This window comes from Bosea beijingensis, from assembly GCF_030758975.1.
GTDB lineage: Bacteria > Pseudomonadota > Alphaproteobacteria > Rhizobiales > Beijerinckiaceae > Allobosea > Allobosea beijingensis.
The window spans coordinates 2,734,280-2,746,371 of sequence record NZ_CP132359.1 but is presented as its reverse complement, the minus strand read 5'-3'; the positions used below and the strand labels follow the sequence as shown (position 1 = coordinate 2,746,371).

Here is a 12,092-nt window from a genome sequence, read left to right as displayed (position 1 = left end):
GCCATGCCCGTTCCCGGATTGATCGTCGTCGGCGCCACCCTGCTCTGCGGCATGCTCGGTGGCTGCGTCACGACCGAGGGAACCGCGCCCGGGCAAGTCGAAGGCACGGAGCGGGTCGCATCCGGCAAGCGCACCTTCCTGCAGAAGACCTTCATGACCATGGACGAGCGCTGCCGGCCGGTTCCGCGCCCGAGCGGCGTGCTGACCGAACCGCCCCGGCACGGCAAGGTCCGGCTGGCGACCCGTAAGGCCGAGGCCGAATACGGGCCGGGGCCCTTCCGGCATTGCAACGGCAAGGTCGGGCCATCGCTCGCCTTCGAATACACCTCGAAACGCGGCTATCGCGGGGCCGACAGTTTCCTCGTGCGCATCCGCTACGACAACGGCGAAATCCGCTACGAGCGCTTCGAGATCACAGTCGATTAGCTGGAGGAAGCTTCATGCAGCGCCGCTTCGGGGCCTCGGGCCCGCTCGTCCCGTCGATCGGCCAGGGGAGCTGGTATAGCGAGCAGGGCGACCGGCGCGAGGCGATCGCCGCCTTCCGTCGCGGGCTCGACCTCGGACTGAACCATATCGACACCGCCGAGATGTATGGCGACGGCCGCTCGGAAGCCCTGATCGGCGAGGCCATCGCAGGCCGGCGCCACGAGGTCTTCCTGGTCTCGAAGGTGCTGCCGCATAACGCCTCGCGGCGCGGCGTGCAGGCCGCTTGCGAGCGCTCGCTGAAGCATCTCAGGACAGACCGGCTCGATTGCTACCTGCTGCATTGGCGCGGTCCGCACCCCCTTGAAGAAACCTTCGCCGCCTTCGAGACGCTGAAGCAGGAGGGCAAGATCCTCTCCTGGGGCGTCAGCAATTTCGACGAGGACGATCTCGACGAGGCGCTCGCCGCCGCCGGCAAGGGCAGAATCGCCTGCAACCAGGTACTCTACCATCTGCGCGAGCGCGCGATCGAGCATGCGGTGATCCCGTGGTGCGAGCAGAACGGCGTCGCCGTTACCGCCTACAGCCCCTTCGGCCATGACGATTTTCCGGCTGCCGACAGCGCGCCGGGCAAGGCTCTGGCCGAGATCGCGGCAAGCCATGGCGCAACGCCCCGGCAAGTCGCGCTCGCCTTCCTGACGCGGCGCGACAGCGTCTTCGCGATCCCGAAGGCCGGCCGGGTCGCCCATGTCGAGGATAATGCCGGCGCGCTGGGCCTGACGCTCTCCGCAGCCGAAATCGCCCGGATCGACGCGGCTTTTCCGCGCGGTCGCAAGCCGGCCTCGCTGCCGATGATCTGAGCCACCGGAAACCACGTTCCGCCTTCCGGCTTTACAAGCCGGGGCCGTCGGCGCTTTCCTAGAGTCAAGGGCGGCGGCCACCAGAGCTCGACAACGCCTCATTCAGCAGTAGCGTCTTTCGGAGTGAGTGTGATGCGTGGCGTTCTCGGCATCCTGGCCGTTCTTTTCCTGTCGGCCTTCGCCGGCGCCGCCCATGCCGGCGTCGATGTCAGGGTCGATATCCCCGCCCAGCGCATGACCGTGACCACCACCGACGGCGAGGTCTACGACTGGAAGATCTCGTCCGGCCGCAAGGGCTTCCGCTCGCCCAACGGCGTCTACCGGCCGACCCGGCTCGAGAAGAACTGGTATTCGCGCAAATACGGCGGTGCGATGCCCCATTCCGTGTTCTTCCGCGGCGGCTACGCGATCCATGGCACGACGGCCGTCGGCGCGCTCGGCCGCCCCGCTTCGCATGGCTGCATCCGCCTGCACCCGGCCAATGCTGCCAAGCTCTTCGCACTGGTGAAGAAGCATGGCTCCAGCCAGACCCGGATCGCGCTCAACGGCGCGGCGCCCGACAATCTCTCGCGCTTCGCCAAGGCCTCATCGCCGTCGAAGGCGAAGATCGCGAAGGCGGGCCCGTCCAAGCAGAAGATCGCGAAAGCCGCGCCGTCCAAGCATAAGATCGCCAAGGCAAAGCAGCACAGCCAGGCGACGAGCGTCGCCCAGCGCCGCGGCGGCGATTGGGAAGCAGCGCGCGGCCAGATCCTGCTGCGCCCTGCCTTGCCGGCCGGCGCCTATGGCTACCAGCCCTATTACCCGAGCGGCTACGGCTGGCGCTGAGCGCTAGAGCGCCTCGGGCGCGATCCTCAGCCAGCCTTCCAGCGTCTCGCGCGGCGCCAGGCGCTTGAGCGGCGCTGCGGCGCGCGCCGGCGGCTCGCTCGGTGCGCCGATCGCATGGCTCTGCGGCTCGACGCAGAGGAAATCCGCGCCCGCCGGTGCCCAGACGACCGGGCAGTCGAGATTGTCGCTAGCAGTCAGCGTGATGGCGAGGCTGGTCGAGGGCGTCTCGATCCGGGCCGTGCCGTCCCAGCCGAGGAAGCTCCAGGCGGTCACGGTCTCCGCCCGGAAGGGATGGGCCTCGGCATAGGGGCCGCCATCGGCGAAGGCCTGCTGGCCGGTCGCGCGGAAGGCTTCGCCGAAGATGAGCGCGCCCGTGCTGCGCATGACAAGGCGCGTATCGGCGGCGCAGGGAAACCAGGGATGGTGGCCGATGCCGAACGGTAGTGCCGTCTGCGCCTCGTTGGTGATCGCCATCCGGATGGTCATACCGGCATCGTCGAGGATGACGTCCTGCCGCGCCCGGTAGCGGTAGGGGTCAGAGCCCTCGGTACGACGGTGTTCGAGGACGGTATGACCACGGTCATACTCCAGCACATCCCAGGCCGCCTGCCAGCCGAAGCCGTGGATCGCCCCGCCCGGATCGTTCTGCGGGACGAGGAAGCGTTGCTCGCCATCGTCGACGACGCAGCCGAAGGCGCGGTTGGCGAAGGGCAGCAGTGCCCAGGTCCCGAAGAAGTTCGGCGAGGCCGTGCCCGGCTGCCGCCCGGCGGGCGGATAGAGCAGGTCATGGCGGCGCCCATCCGGCCCGCGCCAGCTCAGCGACGAGACGATGCCGCCCTTGTCGGGATGGATGACGGCGTCGAGGCCGCCCGCTTGCAGTTCGAGCATCCGGCTGGTCCGATTCGTCCGCGTGATCGCGATCCGCAGGGTTGCCGGGAAGTCATACCTTGCACAAGGCTTCTCAGGCCCGGCTCTTGACCGGACCGGACATGGCAGAGACAGTCGCGCGCCTGGATCGCCGCTTGTCCGGTCGGATACGCAGCAGTCCATCCATGTGTTGCCGCCTCGGATTCTGCCATGCCCAAACCTCTGATCGCGCTCGACTGGGGAACGACCCGCGCGCGCGCCTTCCTGATCTCGGAGACGGGTGAGGTGCTGGAGCGGCGCATCGCCGATCGCGGCATCCAGTCGGTTCCGGCGGGCGGCTATCCTGAAGCCTTCGCCGAGCTCGCCGGCGATTTCCGCGAGGCGGCGCCCGATGCCGCAATCGTGCTCGCCGGCATGGTCGGCAGCCGCAACGGCTGGATCGAGGCGCGCTATGTCCCTTGCCCGGCTTCGCCGGCCGAGATCGCAGGCGCTGCGATCAGGGCCGAGCTCGATGCCGCGACGTCGGCGACCATCCTGCCCGGCCTGAGCTGCGACGACGGCGCCTTCGACGTGATGCGCGGCGAGGAGACCCTGATCGTCGGGCTCGGCCTCGACGACGGCATCGCCTGCCTGCCCGGTACGCACTCGAAATGGGCCGAGATCAGGCAGGGCCGCATCACCCGCTTCGCCAGCTTCATGACCGGCGAGATCTACGGGCTGCTGCGCAATGATTCGATCCTCGCCCGGCTGGCCGAAGCGCCTTCGGAAGCGGATGCGGCGGACGGTGCCGCGCGTGGCCGTGCCGCCGCAGGCAGGGCGGGTGGACTGCTCAATACTGCCTTCGCCGCCCGGACCGAGGTTCTCGCCGGCCGGATGGCGGGCGGCGCGGTCGGGCCCTATCTCTCGGCGCTGCTGGTCGGGCAGGAGATCGCCGGAGCAGAGGCCCTGTTCGGCAAGGGCCAGACGGTCCATCTCGTCGCGGACGGCCCGTTGGCCGAGAGCTATGGCGCCGGCCTGCGGGCACGGGGACACAGCATCCAGCTCGTCTCGCCCGAGGCGGCGTTCGTTGCCGGCATCCGGCGGCTCGCGGCCGATCTTCCGGCATGATCGTCGTCTTCGGCTCGATCAATATCGACCTCGTGACGCCGGTCGAGCGCCTGCCGGGACCGGGCGAGACCGTGCTCGGGCCGGGCTATGCCCTGCATCCCGGAGGCAAGGGTGCGAACCAGGCGCTCGCGGCCCGCCGTGCCGGCGCGGATGTCGTGCTCGTCGGCGCGACCGGGCGGGACAGGTTCAGCGATACCGCGCTGGCCCTGCTCGCCACTGAGGGCGTCGATCTCGATCATGTCGCACATGTCGACGAGCCGACCGGCGCCGCCTTCATCGCGACGGATCGCGAGGGCGCCAACCAGATCATCGTCGCAGCCGGTGCCAATGCCGCGGTGCGGCCGGATGCCTTGCGGCAGCTCGTGCTCGCGGCGGAGGATATCCTGCTTCTGCAACGCGAGGTTCCCGAGGAAGCCTGCCTGCAGGCCGCCCGCGCGATGAAGCGGGCCGGCGGACGCGTGATCCTCAACCTCGCTCCCGCCGAGGCGCCCTCGGCCGCGCTGCTCGCCGAGCTCGACATGCTGATCGTCAACGAGCACGAGGCGACGGTGCTCGCACAGGCACTCGGCTGGCCGGATCGCGATCCGGATGCGATCGCGCGCCGGCTCGACGGCGAGCGGCGCATTGCCACGATCGCGACGCTGGGAGCAGCCGGTGTCGTCGCCTGGATCGACGGCACCCGTCATCGGCTCGAAGCCCCGCAGGTCGCCGTCGTCGATACAGTCGCGGCGGGAGACAGCTTCACCGGCGCCTTCGCGGCCGCGCTTGCGGCCGGCAAGACCATGCCAGCGGCCCTGCGCGACGGTCTCGCCGCCGGTTCGCTCGCCTGCACGCGGCGCGGAGCTCAGCCGAGCATTCCCCGCGCCGCCGAGATCGCGGCGCTGGCCGCCACGCTTGCCGGCGCGCCCGGCCGGTAAGCCCGGATTAAGCCTGTCGGCAGCCCTCCGGCTCTCACATTCCGGTTGCACGCAAATGCGTGCGACCTGTTCACGCTTCGTCAGGGCTCTCTTCCGCATCCTGCAAACACCGGCAGGACCGGAGGGGGCCGTGACGACATCACCATTGGCCTGGGCGTTGAGCGTGGCTGGTGCCGCGACCATCGGGGCATTGTCCTACACGCACTGGCTCGCTCCGCGCCTGGTGGACGAAGCGCCTGCCGTCGCGGTCGCCGCAAGCCCGCAAAAGGCGCCCGGATCGCGCGTGCCCACGACGCTCGCCGTCGCGGCCGATTATCGCGGGCACTATATCGTGCATCCCTCGGTCGACAATTACCGCATCAAGATGATGGTCGATACCGGCGCCAGCATCGTCGCGCTGACCGCCGCCGACGCGCGCGCGCTCGGGATCACCGACGACCTCTCGACGCGCAACAGGGTCAGGCTCAGCACTGCCAACGGCACCGTCACCGGCTTCCGTGCGATGCTGCGGGAGATCCGGCTGGGCGATATCGTGGTGCGCAATGTCGATGCCGTCGTGCTGCCGCCCGGCGCGCTCTCGATGAGCCTGCTGGGCAACTCCTTCCTCAGCAAGCTTCTGGGCTACGAGGTCCAGACCGGGCGGATGGTGCTGCGCGGCTGAGAGCCGGCCTCGATCCGCGGCATAGCTTCTGCGGGAAGCGAACATGGACGAGGCGAAGCCCGACGCCCGGAGGCGTTCCGGGCGGCTGCGACAAACAAACCCGGCCGCGCAGCTCAGAAGGTCGGGCAGGCGTTGGCGTCGGTTCGCTTCACCTGCTCGATGTTCAAGGTGCCGGCAGGCAGCCCGTTGCGCGGCCGCGTGTAGATCGGGCTGTTGCCGAGCGTGTACGTCCCCGTCAGGACATAGCCGATGGTCGGCGTGTGCTTGTAGCTCGCACTTGCCATGATGACCGACGTGGTCGGCGTCCGATAGATTGCAGGAATAACCTGCGTGGTCCCCCGCGCCAGCGGCGCGCCGTTGTCCGAGCTGCTGCTCCAGCAGACCCGGGCGACACCCGCCGCATCAACGACGAGGCTGGTGATGACCATCACGGGCTTGCCGTCCTGATACGGCATCATGACCGTCTCGGCGGCGCTGAAGATGTTCTTGATGTCGGTCGGCGAAACAGATTGGGTCCGCGACGTGAGATCGCTGAGAGCCGAGGTCAACTGGGTGACCTTGCGGTTGATCATCACAAGCGTCACCACCTCCGTCATCCCCACATAGGCGATGAGCATCACTGGCAGGAGCATGGCGAACTCGACCAGCGCCACGCCCTTCCGGTCGCTGCCGAAGCGACGCCAGGCGCGCAGGTTCCCATTTTTCCGCATGCGCGTCATTCCCATCAAGACCCTGCCGCCGGTGCCGCGCCCGAAGTGACGAAAGGTTCGGCCCGGAAAGCCATGCTGACGACGATGCCGCGACGGCCTTCGCCGAGATTGGCCAGCGCGACGGAAGCCCAGCTCGTCAGGAAAAGCCTGTAGTCGAGCACGGCTCGCACGACGACGATGTCGTTGCCCTGCGGCTGGACATAGGTGAAGCCGGTGGTGTTCAGATTGCCGCCCGCAATCGGGTTGCTGCTGGACGATCCGGAGCTCGCGGCGGAGAAGCTGTTATAGATCCTGACATCGACGTAGAGCTTCGAGCAGTCGATCAGCTTCATCGGCGCGACGGCACAGATGTTGTCCCGGAATTTCTTCGCGTTCACCGCGCCGGTGGCTCCGGTATAGAGGGTCCTCGACTGCCCCGTGACCAGCGAACGGGAGACCTGCGACAGCGATTCCTCCAGGACCTGGTTGGTCCAGAACATCAAGGCCGTCTCGATGATCGCGAAGATGAGGGCGAAGAACGGCGCGGCGACGAAGGCGAACTCCACCGCGGCGACGCCATCCTGGGAACGGCGGAAGCGCCGGAGCAGCAGGCAGCGAAGGCGTCGGCGTTGCGACCCGCCAGTCGGCAGAGGCATGTTTTTCGTGCGCTCGAACATCCATTTGCCTCGTCGAGTTTCGGCCCAGGCCAGAAATCCCTACGGCAAAAGAATTTCAGATCGGTTAGGGCAGCCGCCGGCCAGCCGAAATCGACGTTAAGCTTTCGCTCATCATGAACGCCACGCGGATGCGGCCTCGCGCGCGTACCTGATACGGGGCTTCGGCGGCAGAGGCCGTCCTAGTTCCGTCCACTGCCCGTCGCGAGCGCATTGCGCGCTGCGGCCTGCCCGGCGGCACCCGTGAAATGGTCCGGTGTATCGCCCAACTGGACCGAGGGCTGGCAATCCGGGTTGCAGGCATAGCTTTCGCGATTCATGCCCCGCTGGACCGTCAGGACCGCGTCGGAGTCCGCACTGACCCGCACCATCGATTCCGCCAGGAGCGTTCCGCTGGCATCCAGCGCGATCAGATTGGTCACGCCGAAACTCTTTCCGGTGACGATCATCACGCCGTTACGCTGCACGGCCACGTCGGCGATGGCCGGATTGCCGACGATGACCGTCTGAGCCTTCTCGGGCAGGCGAACCACCTTGGCGTGGTCGACGAGGACGATCACGCTTTCGGATTTCGCACGTGGCGACGCGGCGATGGCAGTGCCGCCCACGGTGATCGCGAGAGCTGTCGCGGCCACCCAGTGGGTCAGCCGACGGCGCCCTTCAGGAGCACGAATGATCAACATGGCGGCGCCTCAAGCTTTGCGACCCCTTCAATGAAGCCCAAAATGATGAATCAAATCCTAAGCTCGCGGCGAACAGCGATCTCATGCAGCCGAACACACTATGCCGCAGCGGAATAACGACGCGACCAAGCGATTACCGTCACGCCTCGAGAAACTAAATCGCCCTTACAGGATCGACTAAACCCCTTGTTAACTGAGAAAAACTCGCGTCAGCGGCGCTATTTGCAAGATCATCGATAATTTGCGCCTGTTAAATCGAGCGTTAACCACAGAAAAAACACGGCAAGAAACAGCCCAATTCTTCGACCGGTTTAACCGATCAGCAAGATGGGCGGGCTAATTTCGTTCCTGTCGCTGACCGAAGCCACCTGAGAGCACAGGCAGCCGTCAAACCGTGGTGTAAAGGAGTTTCAGCATGACCAATCTTTTCGCTCGCTTCGTCAAGGACGAGTCCGGCGCCACCGCCATCGAGTACGGCCTGATCGCCGCCCTGATCGCGGTTGGCATCATCGCCGCCGCCAGCATGCTCGGCGGCAACCTCAGCACGCTGTTCACGAACATCGGCACCCGCCTCGGCACCGAAGCCGCCAAGGCTCTGTGATCGCCGCAAGCGAGATCGGCTGAACGACAAACGCCCCGGTCAATCCGGGGCGTTTTGCTTTTCATGCCGAGTTTGATGCGATCACCGTAAGGGTTTGGTGAGGCGTTTGCGGCACTGTCCCGTCTGTAGCGGAGTAACTCTCATGACCCTGCCCCAGATCGTCATGCTCGGCGTGTTTCCTTTCGCCATGGCCTATGCCGCGGCCAGCGATCTGCTCTCGATGACGATCTCGAACCGGCTCTGCCTGTTCCTCGTCGGCAGTCTCGCGGTCTGCGCCGTCCTGCTCGGCCTGAGCCCGGCAGCGATCGGCTGGCATCTGGCTGCCGGGGCCCTGGTCCTGGTCGTCTCCTTCGGCCTTTTCGCAGCCGGGTGGATCGGCGGGGGCGATGCCAAGCTCGCGGCCGCAACGGCACTCTGGTTCGGCTTCGACCAGTTGATGCCCTATCTGCTCATCGCGGCCTTCTTCGGCGGCCTCCTGACCATCATCATCCTGCGGCTGCGCTCGCGCCCGCTGCCGGCCTTCGCCGAGAACTGGGGCTGGGCCAGTCGCCTGCATGCCGCCAATGAGGGCGTACCCTACGGCATCGCACTGGCCTTCGCCGCGCTGCTGGTCCTGCCGGATACCACGATCTGGCATGCTGCGATCGGCGTCTGAAGGGCGCCGGGGACGTAACGGCAGCGGTCTTCAAAAAATATACGTCCAGTTAACCATAAGTTGACGTTTCAGAACGACGATCCGGAACGAGAGCCAATCACACTTGGCTGAGGGTCGTTCGTTCATGAGTCCCGCACGCATCATCATACTCGTGGTCGCACTGGCGGCCGGCCTGGGCGCAGCGCTGCTCGTCCAGAGCCCCAAAGCGCCGGCCCCCGTCGCGAAGGTCGAACAGGCGCCGACCGTTCCGGTCCTGGTCGCGGCGACCGACATCCCCGTCGGCAACACGGTGACGGCGAACGACCTGCGCTGGCTCGACTGGCCGCTGGCCAGCGTGCCGGCCGGGATCATCCGCAAGGACGAAACGCCCGAGGCCGAAAAAGAGATCATCGGGCAGGTGGCACGCTACGCCACCCTCGGCGCCGAGCCGATCCGCCGCGAGAAGCTGATCAAGACCGACGGAACCGGCTTCCTCTCTGCCGTCCTGCCCTCGGGCAGGCGAGCCGTCGCGATCTCGACCGACAGCCGCGGCGCCAACACCGCCGGCGGCTTCATCCTGCCGAACGACCGCGTCGACGTGGTCTCCACCACGCGCGGCGAATCGGGCGGTGGCCAGGAGGGCTATGCCAGCGAGGTCATCCTGCGCAACATCCGCGTCCTGGCCATCGGTCAGAACGTACAGGAGCGCAACGGCGAGAAGGTCGTGGTCGGCGAGACGGCGACCCTCGAAATCGAACCGGGAGAGGTCGAGAAACTCGTCCAGGCACAGAAGACCGGCACGCTCTCCCTGGCCCTGCGCAGCCTCAAGGATGCCGGCGAAACGACGCCGCCCGCCCAAGCCGACAACTCCCTGACGCTCGTGCGCTACGGTGTCACCTCGAAGAGCGTGAAGCCATGATCAGATCTTCCCTCCGCCTCGCAACGGCCCTCGCGCTCGCCCTGGCTGCCGGCAACGCCAGCGCCCAGACCACGGGCAGCGGCCCCGCCCCCGTCCTGAATGTCGGCTCGAGCGAGAACGCGATCTCCCGCAAGCTGGACCTCTCGATCGGCCGTTCGCTGATCGTCGAGCTGCCGCGCGATGCCAAGGAGGTCTTCGTCGCCAATCCGAAGGTCGCCAATGCGGTGGTCCGGACAGCGCGCAAGCTCTTCGTGATCGGCATCGCCGACGGCAATACCTCGATGTTCGTCATGGATGGTGACGGCCAGCAGATCACCGCGCTCGACATCAATGTCGGGCGCGATCTCAACGTGCTCAGGCAGACGCTGCGCACGGCGCTGCCAAACTCGCTGATCGAGATCAAGCCGGCGGGCGATTCGATCCTGCTGGTCGGCACGGTGCCGAACGCGTCCGAAGCGACCCAGGCCGTCGACATCGCCAAGGCCTTCGTCGGCGGCGCCTCCTCCTGGCGAACCGGATCGGTGATCAACTCGCTGACCATTCGCGACCGCGACCAGGTGATGGTGAAGGTCACGGTCTCCGAAGTCTCGCGCAAGGCGATCAAGCAGCTCGGCATCAATTCCAGCGGCGAGTGGAAGCTCGGGAAGTTCTCGGTCACGCCTACGATCGACAACCCGTTCTCGCTCTCGCCGCAGGCCCTGTCAGCCTCCGCGATCGGAGCGGGCATCGGCAACTCCCAGAACTTCACGCTGCGGGCGCTGGAACGGGCCGGCATGGCACGCGTCCTGGCCGAGCCGACGGTGACCGCAATCTCGGGCGAGAGCGCGAAATTCACCGCCGGCGGCGAAGTCCCGGTTCCCACCGGCTATACCTGCGATCCGACCAAGGCCGTCTGCTCGCTCGGCGTCAGCTACAAGCCGATCGGCGTCGCGCTGAACTTCACGCCGATCGTGCTCTCGGCCAACAAGATCAGCATGCGTATCGCGACCGAGGTGACCGAACTCGATTTCGAGAACCAGATCGTGCTCCAGGGCGACCGGAACCAGCCTACCGTCACGGTCCCGGCCTTCCGCGTGCGCAAATCCGACACGACGGTGGAGCTGCCCTCCGGCGGCACGCTGGCCACAGCCGGCCTGATCCAGCGCGTCTCCAAGACCTCGATCAACGGCCTGCCCGGGCTGATGAACCTGCCGATCATCGGCGTGCTGTTCCGGTCGCGCGACTACCAGCGCGAGGAGACCGAGCTGATGATCACGGCGACGCCCTATATCGTCAAGCCGATGCAGCCGAACGAGGTACAGCGGCCCGATGACGGCTTCGTCGAAACCCACGACTCCCAGGCGATCCTGCTCGGCCGCCTGAACAAGATCTACGGCAGCGGCGGCGGCCCGGTTCCCCAGGCCTACAAGGGTCGCGTCGGCTTCATCGCCGACTGAGCGCCCGGCGACAACGATGATGGATGACCCGACCATGACGGTTTCCTCCCGGATCGACTCAACAGGACCGCGCCTGATCGCCGCCGTGCTGGCGCTCGGCGCCCTGCTCGGCGGCTGCGCCAACCGCACGGCCGGTGGCGACACGCTCGCCTACGGGGCAGACGACGTGCGTGAACGCCACCCGATCGTGCTGCGCGATGCGCCGCGCTCGCTCGATGTCTTCGTCGGGCGCAGCGGCGGCGGGCTCGACGCAAGGCAGGCCGAGGACGTCGCGAGCTTCGCCCGCGAGTTCCGCCTCTCCGGCAAGGGCGGCCTGGTGGCTGAGGTTCCGACGGGTGATCGCCGCGATCGCGCCGCCTACGACACGCTCAGCGGCATCCGGACGGCATTGTCGCGCGGCGGCGTCTCGCCGGCCGTGCTCAGCGTCCGCAGCTACCCTGTCCAGGACCCCGGCCTGGCCTCGCCGATCCGCCTGACCTTCGCCTCCCTCCAGGCGAGCGTGGCGCATCAGTGCGGGCAATGGCCGTCCGACATCGGCGCCTCCGACTTCAAGTTCTCCTCCTCGAATGCGCCCTACTGGAATCTCGGCTGCTCGTCGCAGGCGACGCTCGCCGCGCAGGTTGCCGACCCGATCGACCTCGTCCGGGCGCGCGACGAAGGCCGCCCCGACATCGTCAAGCGCATGGGTGCCATCACCAAGATCCGCGAAGGCCGGGACCCATCGACCCAGTACCGGCAGCAGACCCCGCAGATCAACTCGGCGGTCGGAGGCGGGAACTGATGCAGGCCGATACCA

The 12,092-nt window shown here is 67.1% G+C and carries 15 protein-coding genes; 11 read left to right on the top strand and 4 right to left on the bottom strand.

The window, feature by feature from the left end; translation table 11 throughout:
- Positions 1-3: 3 nt before the first annotated feature.
- The 3 genes from Q9235_RS13235 (at position 4) to Q9235_RS13225 (ending at position 2,108) form a co-directional block, all read left to right on the top strand.
- Complete coding sequence (locus Q9235_RS13235; protein ID WP_306228004.1) at positions 4-426, top strand: hypothetical protein; 423 nt, start codon at positions 4-6, stop codon at positions 424-426.
- 14 nt (positions 427-440) lie between these two features.
- Positions 441-1,283, top strand: a complete 843-nt coding sequence (locus tag Q9235_RS13230; RefSeq protein WP_306228002.1) for an aldo/keto reductase — start codon at positions 441-443, stop codon at positions 1,281-1,283.
- A 132-nt stretch (positions 1,284-1,415) separates the two neighbouring features.
- Complete coding sequence (locus tag Q9235_RS13225; protein WP_306228000.1) at positions 1,416-2,108, top strand: L,D-transpeptidase; 693 nt, start codon at positions 1,416-1,418, stop codon at positions 2,106-2,108.
- A gap of 3 nt (positions 2,109-2,111) precedes the next feature.
- On the opposite strand, the gene Q9235_RS13220 is transcribed toward Q9235_RS13225, so the two are convergent.
- Positions 2,112-2,996, bottom strand: a complete 885-nt coding sequence (locus tag Q9235_RS13220) for an aldose epimerase family protein (RefSeq protein ID WP_306227998.1) — start codon at positions 2,994-2,996, stop codon at positions 2,112-2,114.
- Between the two features lie 189 nt (positions 2,997-3,185).
- Between Q9235_RS13220 and Q9235_RS13215 the strand changes: the two genes are divergently transcribed.
- The 3 genes from Q9235_RS13215 to Q9235_RS13205 all read left to right on the top strand — a co-directional run bounded on the left by Q9235_RS13215 (position 3,186) and on the right by Q9235_RS13205 (position 5,660).
- Entirely contained in the window at positions 3,186-4,082 is an 897-nt protein-coding gene (locus tag Q9235_RS13215; protein WP_306227997.1) for a 2-dehydro-3-deoxygalactonokinase, read from the top strand.
- On the top strand, positions 4,079-4,999 hold the full coding sequence (locus tag Q9235_RS13210; RefSeq protein ID WP_306227995.1) for a ribokinase: 921 nt from the start codon (positions 4,079-4,081) through the stop codon (positions 4,997-4,999). Before Q9235_RS13215 ends, Q9235_RS13210 begins: the two co-directional genes overlap by 4 nt.
- Positions 5,000-5,129: 130 nt before the next feature.
- Complete coding sequence (locus Q9235_RS13205) at positions 5,130-5,660, top strand: retropepsin-like aspartic protease family protein (protein WP_306227993.1); 531 nt, start codon at positions 5,130-5,132, stop codon at positions 5,658-5,660.
- A 113-nt stretch (positions 5,661-5,773) separates the two neighbouring features.
- On the opposite strand, the gene Q9235_RS13200 is transcribed toward Q9235_RS13205, so the two are convergent.
- From Q9235_RS13200 to Q9235_RS13190, 3 genes are all read right to left on the bottom strand, one after another.
- Positions 5,774-6,379 (bottom strand): TadE/TadG family type IV pilus assembly protein, encoded by a 606-nt coding sequence (locus Q9235_RS13200; protein ID WP_306227991.1) that lies wholly within the window; start codon positions 6,377-6,379, stop codon positions 5,774-5,776.
- A gap of 5 nt (positions 6,380-6,384) precedes the next feature.
- Positions 6,385-7,005 (bottom strand): TadE/TadG family type IV pilus assembly protein, encoded by a 621-nt coding sequence (locus Q9235_RS13195; RefSeq protein ID WP_306227989.1) that lies wholly within the window; start codon positions 7,003-7,005, stop codon positions 6,385-6,387.
- A 200-nt stretch (positions 7,006-7,205) separates the two neighbouring features.
- On the bottom strand, positions 7,206-7,706 hold the full coding sequence (locus Q9235_RS13190) for a pilus assembly protein N-terminal domain-containing protein (RefSeq protein ID WP_306227988.1): 501 nt from the start codon (positions 7,704-7,706) through the stop codon (positions 7,206-7,208).
- 415 nt (positions 7,707-8,121) lie between these two features.
- On the opposite strand from Q9235_RS13190, the gene Q9235_RS13185 reads away from it, so the two are divergent.
- The 5 genes from Q9235_RS13185 to Q9235_RS13165 all read left to right on the top strand — a co-directional run bounded on the left by Q9235_RS13185 (position 8,122) and on the right by Q9235_RS13165 (position 12,077).
- The gene (locus tag Q9235_RS13185) at positions 8,122-8,307 is read left to right on the top strand and encodes a Flp family type IVb pilin (RefSeq protein WP_306227986.1); all 186 of its coding nucleotides are present in this window, start codon (positions 8,122-8,124) and stop codon (positions 8,305-8,307) included.
- Between the two features lie 142 nt (positions 8,308-8,449).
- Positions 8,450-8,962, top strand: coding sequence for an A24 family peptidase (locus tag Q9235_RS13180; protein WP_306227985.1), 513 nt, complete (start codon positions 8,450-8,452; stop codon positions 8,960-8,962).
- A gap of 124 nt (positions 8,963-9,086) precedes the next feature.
- Positions 9,087-9,860 carry a Flp pilus assembly protein CpaB gene (gene cpaB, locus Q9235_RS13175; RefSeq protein ID WP_306227983.1) on the top strand — a complete coding sequence of 258 codons (774 nt, stop codon included), beginning with the start codon at positions 9,087-9,089 and terminating at the stop codon, positions 9,858-9,860.
- A complete protein-coding gene (locus Q9235_RS13170; RefSeq protein WP_306227981.1) occupies positions 9,857-11,296 on the top strand; it encodes a type II and III secretion system protein family protein in 1,440 nt (479 codons plus the stop codon). The genes cpaB and Q9235_RS13170 overlap by 4 nt, the downstream gene beginning before the upstream one ends.
- Before the next feature lie 34 nt (positions 11,297-11,330).
- Complete coding sequence (locus Q9235_RS13165; protein ID WP_306227979.1) at positions 11,331-12,077, top strand: CpaD family pilus assembly protein; 747 nt, start codon at positions 11,331-11,333, stop codon at positions 12,075-12,077.
- The last annotated feature ends 15 nt before the right edge of the window (positions 12,078-12,092 follow it).

What these genes read in the sequence shown, in the direction of transcription:
- Q9235_RS13235 (WP_306228004.1), top strand. Translation starts at nt 4, where the DNA reads ATGCCCGTTCCCGGATTGATCGTCGTCGGCGCCACCCTGCTCTGCGGC.
- Q9235_RS13230 (WP_306228002.1), top strand. Translation starts at nt 441, where the DNA reads ATGCAGCGCCGCTTCGGGGCCTCGGGCCCGCTCGTCCCGTCGATCGGC.
- Q9235_RS13225 (WP_306228000.1), top strand. Translation starts at nt 1,416, where the DNA reads ATGCGTGGCGTTCTCGGCATCCTGGCCGTTCTTTTCCTGTCGGCCTTC.
- Q9235_RS13220 (WP_306227998.1), bottom strand. Translation starts at nt 2,996, where the DNA reads ATGCTCGAACTGCAAGCGGGCGGCCTCGACGCCGTCATCCATCCCGAC.
- Q9235_RS13215 (WP_306227997.1), top strand. Translation starts at nt 3,186, where the DNA reads ATGCCCAAACCTCTGATCGCGCTCGACTGGGGAACGACCCGCGCGCGC.
- Q9235_RS13210 (WP_306227995.1), top strand. Translation starts at nt 4,079, where the DNA reads ATGATCGTCGTCTTCGGCTCGATCAATATCGACCTCGTGACGCCGGTC.
- Q9235_RS13200 (WP_306227991.1), bottom strand. Translation starts at nt 6,379, where the DNA reads ATGACGCGCATGCGGAAAAATGGGAACCTGCGCGCCTGGCGTCGCTTC.
- Q9235_RS13195 (WP_306227989.1), bottom strand. Translation starts at nt 7,005, where the DNA reads ATGCCTCTGCCGACTGGCGGGTCGCAACGCCGACGCCTTCGCTGCCTG.
- Q9235_RS13190 (WP_306227988.1), bottom strand. Translation starts at nt 7,706, where the DNA reads ATGTTGATCATTCGTGCTCCTGAAGGGCGCCGTCGGCTGACCCACTGG.
- Q9235_RS13185 (WP_306227986.1), top strand. Translation starts at nt 8,122, where the DNA reads ATGACCAATCTTTTCGCTCGCTTCGTCAAGGACGAGTCCGGCGCCACC.
- Q9235_RS13180 (WP_306227985.1), top strand. Translation starts at nt 8,450, where the DNA reads ATGACCCTGCCCCAGATCGTCATGCTCGGCGTGTTTCCTTTCGCCATG.
- cpaB (WP_306227983.1), top strand. Translation starts at nt 9,087, where the DNA reads ATGAGTCCCGCACGCATCATCATACTCGTGGTCGCACTGGCGGCCGGC.
- Q9235_RS13170 (WP_306227981.1), top strand. Translation starts at nt 9,857, where the DNA reads ATGATCAGATCTTCCCTCCGCCTCGCAACGGCCCTCGCGCTCGCCCTG.
- Q9235_RS13165 (WP_306227979.1), top strand. Translation starts at nt 11,331, where the DNA reads ATGACGGTTTCCTCCCGGATCGACTCAACAGGACCGCGCCTGATCGCC.